The sequence below is a fragment of the Actinomadura sp. 9N407 genome, from assembly GCF_044326315.1.
Lineage (GTDB): Bacteria > Actinomycetota > Actinomycetes > Streptosporangiales > Streptosporangiaceae > Spirillospora.
In genome coordinates, this window is record NZ_JBIRAW010000034.1 from 72,555 (window position 1) to 85,468 (window position 12,914).

Annotated in this window: 15 protein-coding genes; 10 read left to right on the top strand and 5 right to left on the bottom strand. The window is 70.3% G+C overall.

Annotated elements, in window-relative coordinates:
- Nucleotides 1-9: 9 nt before the first annotated feature.
- Both ACH34Q_RS37945 and ACH34Q_RS37950 read right to left on the bottom strand, forming a co-directional pair.
- Entirely contained in the window at nucleotides 10-825 is an 816-nt protein-coding gene (locus ACH34Q_RS37945) for a phosphodiesterase (RefSeq protein ID WP_395988008.1), read from the bottom strand.
- Between the two features lie 227 nt (nucleotides 826-1,052).
- The gene (locus ACH34Q_RS37950; protein ID WP_395988009.1) at nucleotides 1,053-1,610 is read right to left on the bottom strand and encodes a hypothetical protein; all 558 of its coding nucleotides are present in this window, start codon (nucleotides 1,608-1,610) and stop codon (nucleotides 1,053-1,055) included.
- A 285-nt stretch (nucleotides 1,611-1,895) separates the two neighbouring features.
- On the opposite strand from ACH34Q_RS37950, the gene infA reads away from it, so the two are divergent.
- The 8 genes from infA to truA all read left to right on the top strand — a co-directional run bounded on the left by infA (nucleotide 1,896) and on the right by truA (nucleotide 7,018).
- On the top strand, nucleotides 1,896-2,117 hold the full coding sequence (infA, locus tag ACH34Q_RS37955; RefSeq protein ID WP_197009446.1) for a translation initiation factor IF-1: 222 nt from the start codon (nucleotides 1,896-1,898) through the stop codon (nucleotides 2,115-2,117).
- A 76-nt stretch (nucleotides 2,118-2,193) separates the two neighbouring features.
- On the top strand, nucleotides 2,194-2,307 hold the full coding sequence (gene rpmJ / locus ACH34Q_RS37960; protein WP_018657566.1) for a 50S ribosomal protein L36: 114 nt from the start codon (nucleotides 2,194-2,196) through the stop codon (nucleotides 2,305-2,307).
- A 239-nt stretch (nucleotides 2,308-2,546) separates the two neighbouring features.
- Nucleotides 2,547-2,927 (top strand): 30S ribosomal protein S13, encoded by a 381-nt coding sequence (gene rpsM, locus ACH34Q_RS37965; protein WP_395988010.1) that lies wholly within the window; start codon nucleotides 2,547-2,549, stop codon nucleotides 2,925-2,927.
- A gap of 61 nt (nucleotides 2,928-2,988) precedes the next feature.
- Nucleotides 2,989-3,390 carry a 30S ribosomal protein S11 gene (rpsK, locus tag ACH34Q_RS37970; protein ID WP_395988011.1) on the top strand — a complete coding sequence of 134 codons (402 nt, stop codon included), beginning with the start codon at nucleotides 2,989-2,991 and terminating at the stop codon, nucleotides 3,388-3,390.
- A gap of 20 nt (nucleotides 3,391-3,410) precedes the next feature.
- The gene (gene rpsD, locus ACH34Q_RS37975; protein WP_395988012.1) at nucleotides 3,411-4,037 is read left to right on the top strand and encodes a 30S ribosomal protein S4; all 627 of its coding nucleotides are present in this window, start codon (nucleotides 3,411-3,413) and stop codon (nucleotides 4,035-4,037) included.
- Nucleotides 4,038-4,164: 127 nt separating this feature from the next.
- Nucleotides 4,165-5,178 carry a DNA-directed RNA polymerase subunit alpha gene (locus tag ACH34Q_RS37980; protein WP_395988013.1) on the top strand — a complete coding sequence of 338 codons (1,014 nt, stop codon included), beginning with the start codon at nucleotides 4,165-4,167 and terminating at the stop codon, nucleotides 5,176-5,178.
- A gap of 226 nt (nucleotides 5,179-5,404) precedes the next feature.
- Entirely contained in the window at nucleotides 5,405-5,941 is a 537-nt protein-coding gene (gene rplQ, locus ACH34Q_RS37985; protein ID WP_395988014.1) for a 50S ribosomal protein L17, read from the top strand.
- A gap of 177 nt (nucleotides 5,942-6,118) precedes the next feature.
- A complete protein-coding gene (gene truA, locus ACH34Q_RS37990) occupies nucleotides 6,119-7,018 on the top strand; it encodes a tRNA pseudouridine(38-40) synthase TruA (RefSeq protein WP_395988015.1) in 900 nt (299 codons plus the stop codon).
- A gap of 76 nt (nucleotides 7,019-7,094) precedes the next feature.
- Here truA and ACH34Q_RS37995 read toward each other — a convergent pair whose 3' ends face one another.
- The 3 genes from ACH34Q_RS37995 to ACH34Q_RS38005 all read right to left on the bottom strand — a co-directional run bounded on the left by ACH34Q_RS37995 (nucleotide 7,095) and on the right by ACH34Q_RS38005 (nucleotide 11,193).
- Nucleotides 7,095-8,597 carry a hypothetical protein gene (locus ACH34Q_RS37995; protein ID WP_395988016.1) on the bottom strand — a complete coding sequence of 501 codons (1,503 nt, stop codon included), beginning with the start codon at nucleotides 8,595-8,597 and terminating at the stop codon, nucleotides 7,095-7,097.
- Nucleotides 8,598-8,720: 123 nt separating this feature from the next.
- The gene (locus tag ACH34Q_RS38000; protein ID WP_395988017.1) at nucleotides 8,721-9,791 is read right to left on the bottom strand and encodes a hypothetical protein; all 1,071 of its coding nucleotides are present in this window, start codon (nucleotides 9,789-9,791) and stop codon (nucleotides 8,721-8,723) included.
- A gap of 142 nt (nucleotides 9,792-9,933) precedes the next feature.
- A complete protein-coding gene (locus ACH34Q_RS38005; protein WP_395988018.1) occupies nucleotides 9,934-11,193 on the bottom strand; it encodes a CAP domain-containing protein in 1,260 nt (419 codons plus the stop codon).
- Nucleotides 11,194-11,578: 385 nt separating this feature from the next.
- Between ACH34Q_RS38005 and rplM the strand changes: the two genes are divergently transcribed.
- Together rplM and rpsI are read left to right on the top strand one after the other, a co-directional pair.
- Nucleotides 11,579-12,031, top strand: coding sequence for a 50S ribosomal protein L13 (gene rplM, locus ACH34Q_RS38010; protein WP_395988019.1), 453 nt, complete (start codon nucleotides 11,579-11,581; stop codon nucleotides 12,029-12,031).
- A 121-nt stretch (nucleotides 12,032-12,152) separates the two neighbouring features.
- Nucleotides 12,153-12,674 carry a 30S ribosomal protein S9 gene (rpsI, locus tag ACH34Q_RS38015; protein ID WP_395988020.1) on the top strand — a complete coding sequence of 174 codons (522 nt, stop codon included), beginning with the start codon at nucleotides 12,153-12,155 and terminating at the stop codon, nucleotides 12,672-12,674.
- The last annotated feature ends 240 nt before the right edge of the window (nucleotides 12,675-12,914 follow it).

A 12,914-nucleotide genomic window follows, 5' to 3' on the forward strand; every position in this document is an offset into this window, starting at 1 on the left:
CTCGCCTGCCTACTCGACTTCCATCAGCGGGCGGAAGTTGCCGGTCGGCAGGAAGTGCGTGGTCGCGCCGCCGTCGGCCCCGATCAGGTGCACGGCGAATCCCGCCGGCTCGCCGGTGACCGCGGCCCGGCCCGCCGAGGTCAGGTCGAGGAACAGCTGGCGGTACGTGCTGGGGCAGGTCGTGCTGACCCGGCCGGCCAGCATCCCCACCGAGCCGCGGTGCACGTACCCGCTGATCACCCGGACCACCTGCCGGTGCCGCCCGATGACGTCGGCGAACCCGGCCGGCTCGATGAACCGCAGGTCGTCCAGGAACGGGATCCCGATCGGGTACGGCGGGTGGTGCGTGGCGACCACCGTGGGCGTGCCCGGATCGGCCGCGAGCGTGGTCTCCAGCCAGGCCAGCCGCTCGGCGTCCATGTTGCCGTACGGGGAGCCCGGGAGCGTCGTGTCGCAGCACACGAGCCGCGTGCCCGCCACGTTCACCGCGTACTGCAGCGGGGCCTGGGGGAGCACACCGCTCTCGGCCACGGCCGGATGGTCGTGGAACGCCGCGCGCAGGGCGTCGCGGTCGTCGTGGTTGCCGGGCATCGGATAGACCGCCATCGGCAGCGGCGACAGCAGCGCGTGCAGCCGCGCGTACTCGGCGGGTCGGCCGCCGTCGGCGAGGTCGCCGGTGAGCACCACGGCGTCCGGGCGCGCGGGGAGCGACAGCAGACTCGACACCGCCGCCCGCAGCGCCCGGACGGGGCCGGAGTCGTCGGCCACGACACCACCGCGACCGGCGGCGATATGGATGTCGCTGAGCTGAGCGATGATCGCCATTGATCCCCTCCCCCTACTTCCACAGCACATCACGGTTCCGGGCGGAGGGCACGCCCGCGGGTCCCTCGCCCCGGGCGTACCGTACGCCCGGGGCCGTCCCGATCTTCGCGGTCACCGGCCGCGCTGTCGATCCGGCCGGCGGAGAGCAAGATCACCCCTGGTCCCGGACCTCCCGGGCGTGGCGCGCCGCCGCGCGGGACCGGTCCAACGGACCGCCCCGGAAGGCGTCAGGCCACGTACGGAATGACCGCCGACAGCGCCGAGGTGACGTCCTCGGCGGCCGGTGCCACGTCCGGGACGACGTCCCGCAGCGCCAGCCACCCGTTGATCGCCTGGGTGGTCGGACGCGCCTCGCGCAGCTGCGGATCGTCGAGGTCGTACCAGGCGGCCACCTTGGACCAGCGCCACAGCCGGAGGCCCCCGGTCGACATCTCCGAGGCGGGGAAGCCGCCGGCCCCCCGCGCGCCGGTGATGGCGAGCCGTACCGAGTCGATCGAACGGCGGACCCGCTCGGAGATGTCGCGGATCGTCAGCAGCGGGTCGGCCTCGACCCGCTGCACCCGCAGCCCGGGCGCGCTGGCCTCCATGTGCTCGACCATCTCCATGATCGCGGCGGCCAGCGTCCGGCCCTGCCAGGCGCACGAGGCGTTGCCGGGACGGTCGGCGTGCTGCGGCTCGGTGATGATCGAGACGGTGACGTTGCCGTGCGTGCGGTCGAACAGGGCGTCCAGCTCTTCCTCGTAGAGCGGACGGCTGAGGATCAGCGCGAAGTCGTAACTCGGCATGCCGATCCTCCCTGGACGTCCTTCCTCCCGGAAAGGTACAACGTCACGGGCGTTGTATGCTTGGGTCGGGAGCAGTCTCCGGACCCGGATCGTGCGACAATTTCACATTCGGTCGCCCGGTGACGTAAACTCTCTTGTCGGCTCGCTTTCGGCCGCCTCAGAACCCTGCCCGGACCTTCCGTCCCGGCACGGTCGTGGCCGGGTTCCCCTTGGAGATCCGCTGGATCCCTGCTGGAGGACGCTGCGGGCCAGGTCCCATGAGCCGATCAGCGAAGCGCGGAGGACATGCCCAAAAAGGAAGGCGCCATCGAGATCGAGGGCACCGTGATCGAGTCCCTCCCCAATGCCATGTTCCGAGTGGAGCTGGACAACGGGCACAAGGTGCTCGCCCACATCAGCGGCAAGATGCGGATGCACTACATCCGGATCCTGCCGGACGACCGCGTCGTCGTGGAGTTGAGCCCCTACGACCTCTCGCGCGGTCGGATCGTCTACCGGTACAAGTAAACTCACGCACACACCACTGGGGTTGCCTTCCTCACGCGTGGCTGCGTGAGGGTGACCCTGATTCCAAGGAGACCCAGTGAAGGTCAAGCCGAGCGTCAAGAAGATCTGCCAGAAGTGCCGCGTCATCCGCCGGCACGGCCGGGTCATGGTGATCTGCTCCGACCCGCGCCACAAGCAGCGTCAGGGCTGACGTCCTGACCGGGCCGACGTCCCGACGGGACCGGCGCCCGACAACTCCAGACGCGCATCGCAATTCCTTCACACGTCGCCGTACGGCACCCGATCCCGAAGCGAAGGCTTCGTGATCAGGTCGTACGGCACCGGCGTGTGAGGGGCGACCCTCGGACGGAGGCCGAGGCCGCCACCCGGGCAGGGTGTTCGCGGACAGCGATGCGCACATACCTCCGCAACTGAAGGGAACTGCCCAACATGGCACGCCTGCTCGGCGTCGACCTCCCGCGCGAAAAGCGCATGGAGGTCGCTCTCACCTACGTCTTCGGCATCGGCCGTACCCGGGCGAAGGAGACCCTCGAAGGCACCGGGGTCAGCCCCGACCTCCGGGTGCACCAGCTCGGCGACGACGATCTGATCAAGCTTCGCGACTGGATCGAGACCAACTACAAGATCGAGGGCGATCTTCGCCGCGAGATCCAGGCCGACATCCGTCGCAAGATCGAGATCGGTTGCTACCAGGGCATCCGGCACCGCCGCGGGCTTCCGGTCCACGGCCAGCGCACCCAGACCAACGCGCGTACCCGCAAGGGCAAGAAGAAGACCGTGGCCGGCAAGAAGAAGACCGGCAAGAAGTAGTCCGGCCGTACGGACCGCGGTCCGTGATCCGGATCGATGACCTCAGGAGTAGAGAGAGCAGATGCCTCCAAAGAGCCGTGTCGGCGCGAAGAAGGTGCGCCGCAAGGAAAAGAAGAACGTCGCTCATGGGCACGCCCACATCAAGAGCACGTTCAACAACACCATCGTCTCGATCACCGATCCCAACGGGAACGTGATCGCGTGGGCCTCCTCCGGCCACGTGGGCTTCAAGGGCTCGCGTAAGTCGACGCCCTACGCCGCCCAGCAGGCGGCCGAGTCGGCCGCCCGCCGCGCCATGGAGCACGGCATGCGCAAGGTCGACGTGTTCGTCAAGGGCCCGGGTTCCGGGCGCGAGACCGCCATCCGGTCGCTGCAGGCGACCGGACTCGAGGTGGGCTCCATCCAGGACGTCACGCCGGTTCCGCATAACGGCTGCAGGCCGCCCAAGCGGCGTCGAGTCTGAGGCAGGGGGAGAACTAGAAAATGGCTCGTTACACCGGCGCCGACTGCAAGCTTTGCCGTCGCGAGAAGATGAAGCTGTTCCTCAAGGGCAGCAAGTGCGAGGGGCCCAAGTGCCCCATCGAGATCCGGCCCTACCCGCCGGGTGAGCACGGCCGCGGTCGTCCCAAGGAGACCGAGTACCTGCTCCAGCTTCGTGAGAAGCAGAAGGCCAAGCGCATCTACGGCGTTCTGGAGCGGCAGTTCAGCAACTACTACGTCGAGGCCAACCGCCGCGCGGGCAAGACGGGTGAGAACCTGCTGACCCTGCTCGAGCGCCGCCTCGACAACGTGGTCTACCGCGCGGGCTACGCCAAGTCGCGCGACATGGCCCGCCAGCTGATCCGGCACGGCCACATCCGGGTCAACGGCAAGAAGGTCAACATCCCGTCGTTCCTGGTGCACGAGGCCGACATCGTCGATGTCAAGGCCAAGTCCCAGGAGATGACCCCGTTCCAGGTCGCCAAGGCCGAGTCCGGCGACCGTCCGGTCCCGGCGTGGCTGGGCGTGGACGCGGACAAGATGCGGATCTTCGTGCACTCGCTGCCCGTCCGGCAGCAGATCGACGCTCCCGTCCAGGAGCAGCTGATCGTCGAGCTCTACTCCAAGTAAGAGCTCACAACCGTCCCCTGAAGGCCTCTGACGTGCGGAAACGCCCGTCCGGGGCCTTCGGGGGCCGGGCACGTACCATGGAGAACGCGGTCGTCAAATAGCGGGCGCCGCGGAAAGAAGGATCATCATGCTCATCGCACAGCGTCCCACTCTCACCGAAGAGCAGGTCGACGAGTACCGGTCCCGGTTCACCATCGAGCCGCTGGAGCCGGGCTTCGGCTACACGATCGGCAACTCGCTCCGCCGTACCCTGCTCTCCTCGATCCCCGGTGCCGCCGTCACCAGCATCCGGATCGAGGGCGTCCTGCACGAGTTCTCCACCGTTCCCGGGGTCAAGGAGGATGTCACCGACATCATCCTGAACCTCAAGGAGCTGGTGGTCTCCTCCGAGCACGACGAGCCCGTGGTGATGTACCTGCGCAAGCAGGGTCCCGGCGAGGTGACCGCGGCCGACATCGCGCCGCCGGCCGGGGTCGAGGTCCACAACCCCGACCTGCACCTGGCCACCCTGAACAACAAGGCCAAGCTCGAGATGGAGCTGACGGTCGAGCGCGGCCGCGGCTACGTCTCGGCCGCGCAGAACAAGCAGCCCGGCCAGGAGATCGGCCGGGTGCCGATCGACTCGATCTACTCGCCGGTCCTCAAGGTCACCTACAAGGTCGAGGCGACCCGAGTCGAGCAGCGCACCGACTTCGACCGTCTCATCGTCGACGTCGAGACCAAGCAGTCGATGCTGCCGCGCGACGCGGTGGCCTCGGCCGGCAAGACCCTGGTCGAGCTGTTCGGGCTGGCCCGCGAGCTCAACGTCGAGGCCGAGGGCATCGACATGGGCCCGTCCCCGACGGACGCCGCGCTGGCGGCGGACCTGGCGCTGCCCATCGAGGAGCTCAACCTCACGGTGCGCTCGTACAACTGCCTCAAGCGCGAGGGCATCCACTCGGTGGGCGAGCTCGTGGCCCGCAGCGAGCAGGACCTGCTGGACATCCGCAACTTCGGCGCCAAGTCGATCGAAGAGGTCAAGCAGAAGCTCAACGACATGGGCCTGTCGCTGAAGGACTCCCCGCCCGGGTTCGACCCGAGCGCGGCGGCCGACAACTACGGCGACGACGACGCAGGCTACGCCGAGACCGAGCAGTACTGACACCAGCTGTACGCACATTGTCCGTGACTGACGCGCCAAGCGTCACCACTGACGAGGCTCAACTGTCACGCGATCGGGCGCCCCGGAGTCTGGACTGAGGAGCGGTGAAAAGGGCGAGGAACGAGCCCTTTTCACCGCGACGAGGGAAGACTCCGGGTAAAAAGCGCCCGATCGCACAAAAACACTCCGTCGGTACCTGATACGGCCGGCGCAGGAAGGAACGACCATGCCTCAGCCCACCAAGGGCGCCCGGATGGGTGGCAGTGCCGCGCATCAGAAGCTCATGCTGGCCAACCTGGCCACGGCGCTGTTCGAGCACGGCCGCGTCACCACCACCGAGGCCAGGGCCCGGCGGATGCGTCCGCTGGCGGAGAAGCTGATCACCAAGGCCAAGAAGGGCGACCTGCACAACCGTCGCCAGGTGGCCCGGGTGATCCGTGACAAGGGCGTCATCCACGAGCTCTTCACCGAGATCGCGCCGTCCTTCGAGAACCGTCCCGGTGGTTACACCCGTATCACCAAGCTCGGCCCGCGCAAGGGCGACAACGCCCCGATGGCCGTGATCGAGCTGGTGCGCGAGCCGCTGACCGCCGCCGGTGGTACCGCTCCGGTCGCGGCTCCGGCCGCCGAGCCGGAGGCTCCGGCCGAGGACGACGTCACGCTGACCAAGGGCGAGGACGCCGCCGAGGCCCCGGAGGCCACGGACACCGAGGCCGCGGACACCGAGTCCAAGGACGCGGAGTCCAAGGACGAGGCCAAGTAGGACCGAAGGAAGCGTCCGCGAGGACGTTCGCGCTCGACATGCGCATGGGCCCGCCGTTCCGCTACGGGACGGCGGGCCCGATCTTTGCCAGACTGCTTTCATGGTCACGCCACGGGGTCGACGGTTGTCAGAATGCGCGCCGGGGCGCTGGGCCCCCCAAGGGAGAGACGCTCGGAAATGACCGCTTTGCTGCGACTCAGGCTCGACATCGGCTACGACGGTGCGGGCTTCGCCGGCTGGGCGCGGCAGCCCGACCAGCGCACCGTGCAGGGGATCATCGAGGACGCCCTGGCGCGGTTGTTGCGGCTCGATCCGCCGCCGGTGCTGACCGTGGCCGGCCGTACGGACGCGGGCGTGCACGCGCGGGGCCAGGTGGCGCATGTGGTCGTGCCGGTCGCCTCGTACTCCATGGTGAACGGCACCATGCCCCGGCGGCTGGCGGGCCTGCTGCCGCCGGATGTGCGGGTGTGGCGGGTGACGGTGGCGCCGGAGGGGTTCGACGCGCGCTTCTCGGCGCTGTCGCGGCGGTACGCCTACAGCGTGTGTGACGATCCGGTGGGCGTCGACCCGCTGCGGCGCCACGATGTGCTGTGGCATCCCCGCCCCCTGGATCTGGACCGGATGAACGCCGCCGCGGCCTTGATGGTGGGCGAGCATGACTTCGCCGCGTACTGCCGCAAGCGGGAGGGCGCGACGACCATCCGGGAACTGCTGCGCTTCGACTGGCACCGGGAGGACCCGTACGGCGTGAAGGACCGCACGGAGGGTCGCGTGCTGCGTTCCGCGGCTCCTCAGCGGGGGGTGGCGGTCGCCACGGTCGAGGCGGACGCGTTCTGCCACTCCATGGTGCGCGCCCTGGTCGGGGCCATGCTGGTCGTGGGCGACGGGCGGCGCGATGTCGACTGGCCCTCGAAGGTCCTGGCGGCGCGTACGCGGGATTCGGCCGTGAACGTGGCGCCCGCGCACGGGCTGTCGCTGGAGGAGATCCGGTACCCGCTGGCGGAGAACCTGGCCCGGCGTGCCCAGGAGACCCGGCGCGTCCGTACCCTCAGCCCCGGCGCCACCACCCAAGGTTGACTCGTGGCGTGTTCGCCCTTTCCGCAGGGCTGGAATGGCGAACACGCCACGAGTCAACGGGACGCGGGGTGCCGGCTCAGCTTCGGGCGCGGGCGTCGATCGGGCGTAGCGCGTAGCCCACGAACTGCTCGGCGACCGACTTCAGCATCGGGTCATCCGGCTTGGGCTGATCGCCGTTGGCGTACGTGGCGTAGGCGTAGGCGATGTAGCGGCCCCGTACCGTGCCGGCCGCGTAGCCGCCCGCCCGGTCGATGTTCTTCGTCCGCCCGCCGCCCATGCCGCGGAACCATTCGTACTTGCTCGGATCTCCGGCCCTGCTCGCCTTGAGTGCTCCGGCCTTGGTGGGGAGCACGGCGATGCCGGAGGTGACGGCGAGCGCCCTTTCCTTGTCCAGGAAGGTGACGCGGACCACGCTGCTGCAGCGGCCGTCGGTCAGCGCCTTGGCCATGGCGCCGCGCGCGGTCAGCGCGCACTGGTGGTTGACCGAAGCGCGGTCGCGAACGTACGTCCTGCCACCCAGGGTCACCTGGTTGGACGGGAACGCCTCGGTGAGCGCCAGCGCCTTGCCGTCGGTACGCGCGCTGTCGATGGTGGACGGCGGCGCCCCGTCGTCCGGTGCCGAAGTCCCGGTGGGCGCCGGAGCCTGGGGCTGGGACGGCTGCGGTTCGGTCTTGGTGCCCGACGACTCGGCCGCCTTGGCCGTACGGCTCTTGCTGTCGGAGTCGCCACCCACGATGGCGAACGCGGCGATGGCGATGATGGCGGCGGCCACCACGCCCCCGCCGATCAGCAGCGGCTTGCGCCCGCCGCCCTTCTTGCCCGCCGGCGCGCCGCTCGGCCCGGAGCTCAGCGGGCCCGCGCTGAACGTCCGCGGGCCGCCGTCGATCGGCATCCCGCCCTCGGCGTGGTAGACCGGCGCGATCACCAGGGGCGCGGTCGGCGTGTCCGTCGCGTCGTCCGCCGGCCCGGACTCGCGCGGCAGGACCGCGTCCGGGGTCAGCGCCGGTTCGGGTGCCGCTTCCCGCACCTCGGGCTTCGCCTCGTCCGCCGGTTCGTTCCCGGGTTCGGCGGGGGGCTTCGGTGCTCCGGCGGCGGCCTCGTCCGGTCGCATGACCGGGATGCCGTCGGGGTCGGTGTCGGGGTACGAGGGTCCCGGCCGCTGGACGATCGGCTCGGCGGGTACGGCGCCACGGGTGTCGACGTTCGGGACACCGCGACCGGCGACCAGCGTGCCGGGAAGGGGAGGCACGGACGGCTTCGGCGCCTTTTTCTCGGCTTCCGGCTCAGGCGCGGGCTCAGACTCCGCCTCCGGCACGGGAGCGGACTTCGGCTCCGGCTTGGCCTTCACCTCGGGCCCAGGCTTCGGCTCCGGCACGGGAGCGGACTCGGGCTCCGGCTTGGCCTCCGCCTCGGGCTTGGCCTCCACCTCCGCCTCGGGCTCGGGCGTCGACTTGGGCTTGGGCTTGGGCTTGGCGGCGGCGGGTGGTGGGGCGGACGCGTCGTCGCCCGAGGCCCACCAGGGCCGCTGCAGGCCGATGGGGAGCCGGAACTCCTCGGAGCCGCCGGTGTCTTCGGTCATGGGATCCGCCTTGCCGAAACTGGGCGGCGCCGGGGGCGAGGGGGCGGAGTCCGTGCCCTCGTCCTCGGCCGGATCCCAGCCCTCGTTAGGTCCAGACATAGCGAGAAAAGGTACTCATCCAGGTCAGTTCGCGAACGGTTTGCCTTCGGTTTCCCGGTAGTGCAGGGCGAAGCTCAGATTGCTGCCCTTGAGGAGCTGCTCCCCGAACGCGGACACGGTCTTGTGGTACTTGCTGGCGATCTTCTTGCCGTCCGGCCGCTGCACCCAGGTCATCACCAGGTAGTGGCCCTGGGCGCGGGCGGTGCCGAGCGCCTCGCCCTTGCCGATCGTCTTGCTGACGCCCTTGCCGGGCAGCGGCTGCAGGAACGCGTCCTTGGCGACCGCGGCCTTCTGTGCGGCCTTGGCGGCGTCCTCGGTCTTGAGGTTGAGGACGCCGACCGTACCGACCAGCACCTTGTCGCCGCGGGCGTAGGTGGCGCGCAGTGCCTGCGAGCAGCCGCCCTTCTTGATCGCGGCGGTGAGCTTGGTGCCGTTGATCGTCTTGGTGCAGTCGCGCCGGGCGTGCCAGCCGGTCCGCACGTACTTCTCGCCGTCCGCCTTGAAGCCGGTCTTGCCGAAGGCCTCCTTGAGCGTCAGCGGGCTGGGGTCGGTCGTACGGCTCTTCAGCTTGACCGGCTCCAGTACGGGCGGGGTCGGCGTCGGCGCGGCCTTCGTGGTCGGCTTGGCGGAGCTCTGTCCGCCGGCGTTGGCGGCCTTGGGGTCGTCGTCCTTGAGGACCGAGGACAGGCCGATGCCGCCGCCGATGAGGACGAGACCGGCCACGGCCGCCGCGCCGATGATCAGCGGCAGGCCGCGCTTCCTGGCCGGCGGGGTGGGGCCGCCGCGCGGCCCGGGGCCCTGGGGGCCGCCGCCGTACGCGTCGCCGTAAGGGTCGCTGTACGGGTCGGCTTCGTGATCGCCGGGGCCAGGGGCGAAGTGGTCGCCGGGACCGTGAGCGAACCGGTCACCGGAACCTGGGGCGAAGTGGTCGCCCGGGCCGGGGGCGAAGTGGTCGCCCGGTGGCGGTGCGTAGGGGTCGTCGCCCGGCGGCGGGCCGTACGCCTCGTCGCCGCGCGGAGCGAAGGGGTCGTTGCCTCCTGGCGGCTGCTCCGGTGGCCAGCCGCCGGGTTTGCCTTGTTCGCCCGGATAACCCATGGCTTGGACCTTACCGTTCCTTCGTCATGGCTCTGGACCCATGCTGGTGGACCTGCTTGCGGACCTTTCGACCACCCACCATGACATGGGGTCGAACCGGACGCCGCCGGTTTCGCAAGGTCTCCCGCCGTACGGGACGGTCCTATTTCCAGCCGAAATTCTGCGTCCAGTACGGGCAGCCGGAGCCGTCGGCCATCCCGACGCCGATGGCGCGCAGGTCGCAGTTGAGGATGTTGGCCCGGTGTCCCGGGCTCTTCATCCAGCCCTCCACGACGGCCGCGGGCGTGGGGTAGCCCTTGGCGATGTTCTCCGCGCCGGGGCTCGTGTAGCCGGCCTCCTCCATCCGCTTCCAGGGGCTGTCGCCGTTCCGGGACGTATGGGAGAAGTAGTCGTTGGCGGCCATGTCCTTGGAGTGGCCTCGGGCGGAGGCCACCAGGCGCGCGTCGATGCGCAGGGCCGAGCATCCCTTCGCCGCGCGCTCCTTGTTGGTGAGGAGCGCCACGGCGGTCTCGGCCACGGACGATCCGGCGATCGCGCCGCCGCCGCCGCTGCCGCCGGTCGGCTTCTTCTTGTCCGGGGCGTCCGACTTCGACGTGTCGGGTGTGGGGGTGGCGCGTCCGGTGGCGGGGAGGGGCTTGAGCGGCGGGGCGCTCTCGCTCGGCGTGGGCGCCGGGGCGGAGCCGCCGGCGGCCTCCCGCTGGTCGAGGTTCGTCCCGGGGGTGGGGTCGGCGGCCAGCGGAGCCGGCTTGGAGGCGGCAGCGGGTTCCGAGCGCATCTCCGGCAGGACGAGCCGGTCGATCGCCACGCCCGTGCCGATGGCCAGAACGGAGGCCGTGATCGCCGCCACCAGGGTCACCCTGGACTTGCCACCGGAGCGCCGCGGGCCCTGCCCGCGATGCCCGCGGCCGCCCTGGCCCGCTGGGGGACCGGGACGCCTGCGGGGTGCGGGCGGTCCCGCGAACTCGACCCTGACCCGGCCGTCGTCGTGACCGTCGTTCCACTCGGGGACGCCGCTCGGCTCGACCGGCGGCCTGCCGGAGCCACCAGAGCCGGCGGAACCGACGAAACCACCGGGACGGCCGACGGCCCGTACAGGCTCCTCGGGCCGCGGGCGGCTGGGCCGGGCGAACCAGTTGCCTTCCTGGCCTTGCGGACCTTCGCCTTGCCGGCCTTCCTGGCCGGGGGCCTCGGCGGGAGTTCCCGGTGCGAGCCCGCGGCCGGCGACCAGGCGTGCCTCGCCGGGCTCCGGACGGCGCTGCCGCCGCGGCAGCTCCGGCAGTTCCTGCTGTCCGGGCGGCGGGCCCGCTGGACGGCCAGGCGGTACGGAGGGGCCGGAGGCACCGCTACGGTCCGAACGTCCAGGACGGTGGGGGTCGGCGGGTCGGCCGGAACTACGGGGCATCGGCGGGGCTCCCGGGGGCTGGGCGGCGACGGTCGTACAGGCCGGTCGGGCCGCACCTTATCCTTATTGGGGGCCTAAGTCCCTGCAATTCTCCCAAAACCATGGGCGGTCGGGTCCGTGGCGGTGCGCCGTCACAACGACCGCCCGCCGGTCCGGGGCTGATCTTCGCTTTGACCCGCACCCCTGCGGCTGGGTATCCTGCCTATTCGTTGTATGCGGTGACGCCTGTCCTTCGGGAACGGTAAAGACCGCGACCGCCGGTGCGCCCGCAGCTCTGTCTGTGCGATCGGGCCCCCGGCCTCCCGGAGCGCCAGTTCGGATCAGCCTCTGATCGGCGCGAGCAGGAATCCGCTGAGAAGTCGACAAGAAACGAAGGCCTACGACCGTGCGCACGTACACCCCAAAGCCCGCTGACGTTCAGCGTCAGTGGCATGTCATCGACGCGACCGACGTGGTTCTGGGCCGGCTCGCCAGCCAGGTCGCGCAGCTGCTTCGGGGTAAGCACAAGCCGATCTACGCGCCGCATCTCGACACCGGTGACTTCGTCGTCATCATCAACGCCGAGAAGGTGGCCCTGTCCGGCAAGAAGCTCGAGCAGAAGCGGGCCTACCGCCACTCCGGCTACCCGGGCGGTCTCCGCTCGATGGCCTACGGCGACCTGCTGGCCAAGCACCCCGAGCGTGCCGTCGAGAAGGCGATCAAGGGCATGCTGCCCAAGAACTCCCTCGGCCGCAAGATGTTCGGCAAGGTGAAGGTCTACGCCGGTCCGGATCACCCGCACCTGGCGCAGAAGCCCGTTCCGTTCGAGATCACGCAGATCACCCAGATCAAGCAGTAGCGCGCCGCACGAGCTTCACCCCAGCACGACCCGGCACGATCCGAGAATCCGTGGCCGCCGGGGCACCCGCAGCGCAGGTACGCGGGCCCGCCGCCCTGGCCAGAAGACCCCAAGGAGAACCGTGGACGAGTCCACCGAAAGCACCGAGACGCCCGCCGAGGCCGTCGAACTCGACTCGTACGAAGACGCACCGTCGGAGTACAGCACCGAGTCCCCCGAGGTCGAGGGCGAAGCCCCCCTCGTGGCGCCGATCGCGACCGGCCCGTCCGCCGGCACCGGCCGCCGCAAGCAGGCCATCGCGCGGGTACGGATCGTCCCCGGTACGGGCAACTGGACCATCAACGGCCGGACGCTCGACCAGTACTTCCCCAACAAGGTCCACCAGCAGATCGTGAACGAGCCGTTCGTGCTGCTGGGTCTTGAGGGCTCGTTCGACGTGCTCGCCCGCGTCGGCGGCGGCGGCACCACCGGCCAGGCCGGTGCGCTGCGCCTCGGGATCTCCCGGGCGCTGCAGTTCGCCAACCTCGACCACCGCCCCGCGCTGAAGAAGGCGGGCTTCCTGACCCGTGACTCGCGGGCGATCGAGCGCAAGAAGGCCGGTCTCAAGAAGGCCCGTAAGGCGCCGCAGTACAGCAAGCGCTGATCAGATCTTGATCGCAGGCACGAGCCGCCGCACCCCCGGAACGATCTCGCGGCCGACCCTCATGGTCGGCGGCACGGGTGCGGCGGCTCGTCCGCGTTCAGGGTCCGGTACGGCCCCGGGGCCGGTCGCGGGCGGCGCCATCCGGCCGCCCCCGATGGGCGCTTACCCGGGACGATCCGGCCCTTCGGCTGCTTTGATGGGTTTCATGGCTAACGTGCCGGAAACCGGACGCATCATGAG

Bases quoted from the DNA above. Each gene is read 5' to 3' on its own strand.
- ACH34Q_RS37945 (WP_395988008.1), bottom strand. From the start codon at position 825: ATGGCGATCATCGCTCAGCTCAGCGACATCCATATCGCCGCCGGTCGC.
- ACH34Q_RS37950 (WP_395988009.1), bottom strand. From the start codon at position 1,610: ATGCCGAGTTACGACTTCGCGCTGATCCTCAGCCGTCCGCTCTACGAG.
- infA (WP_197009446.1), top strand. From the start codon at position 1,896: ATGCCCAAAAAGGAAGGCGCCATCGAGATCGAGGGCACCGTGATCGAG.
- rpsM (WP_395988010.1), top strand. From the start codon at position 2,547: ATGGCACGCCTGCTCGGCGTCGACCTCCCGCGCGAAAAGCGCATGGAG.
- rpsK (WP_395988011.1), top strand. From the start codon at position 2,989: ATGCCTCCAAAGAGCCGTGTCGGCGCGAAGAAGGTGCGCCGCAAGGAA.
- rpsD (WP_395988012.1), top strand. From the start codon at position 3,411: ATGGCTCGTTACACCGGCGCCGACTGCAAGCTTTGCCGTCGCGAGAAG.
- ACH34Q_RS37980 (WP_395988013.1), top strand. From the start codon at position 4,165: ATGCTCATCGCACAGCGTCCCACTCTCACCGAAGAGCAGGTCGACGAG.
- rplQ (WP_395988014.1), top strand. From the start codon at position 5,405: ATGCCTCAGCCCACCAAGGGCGCCCGGATGGGTGGCAGTGCCGCGCAT.
- truA (WP_395988015.1), top strand. From the start codon at position 6,119: ATGACCGCTTTGCTGCGACTCAGGCTCGACATCGGCTACGACGGTGCG.
- ACH34Q_RS37995 (WP_395988016.1), bottom strand. From the start codon at position 8,597: ATGACCGAAGACACCGGCGGCTCCGAGGAGTTCCGGCTCCCCATCGGC.
- ACH34Q_RS38000 (WP_395988017.1), bottom strand. From the start codon at position 9,791: ATGGGTTATCCGGGCGAACAAGGCAAACCCGGCGGCTGGCCACCGGAG.
- ACH34Q_RS38005 (WP_395988018.1), bottom strand. From the start codon at position 11,193: ATGCCCCGTAGTTCCGGCCGACCCGCCGACCCCCACCGTCCTGGACGT.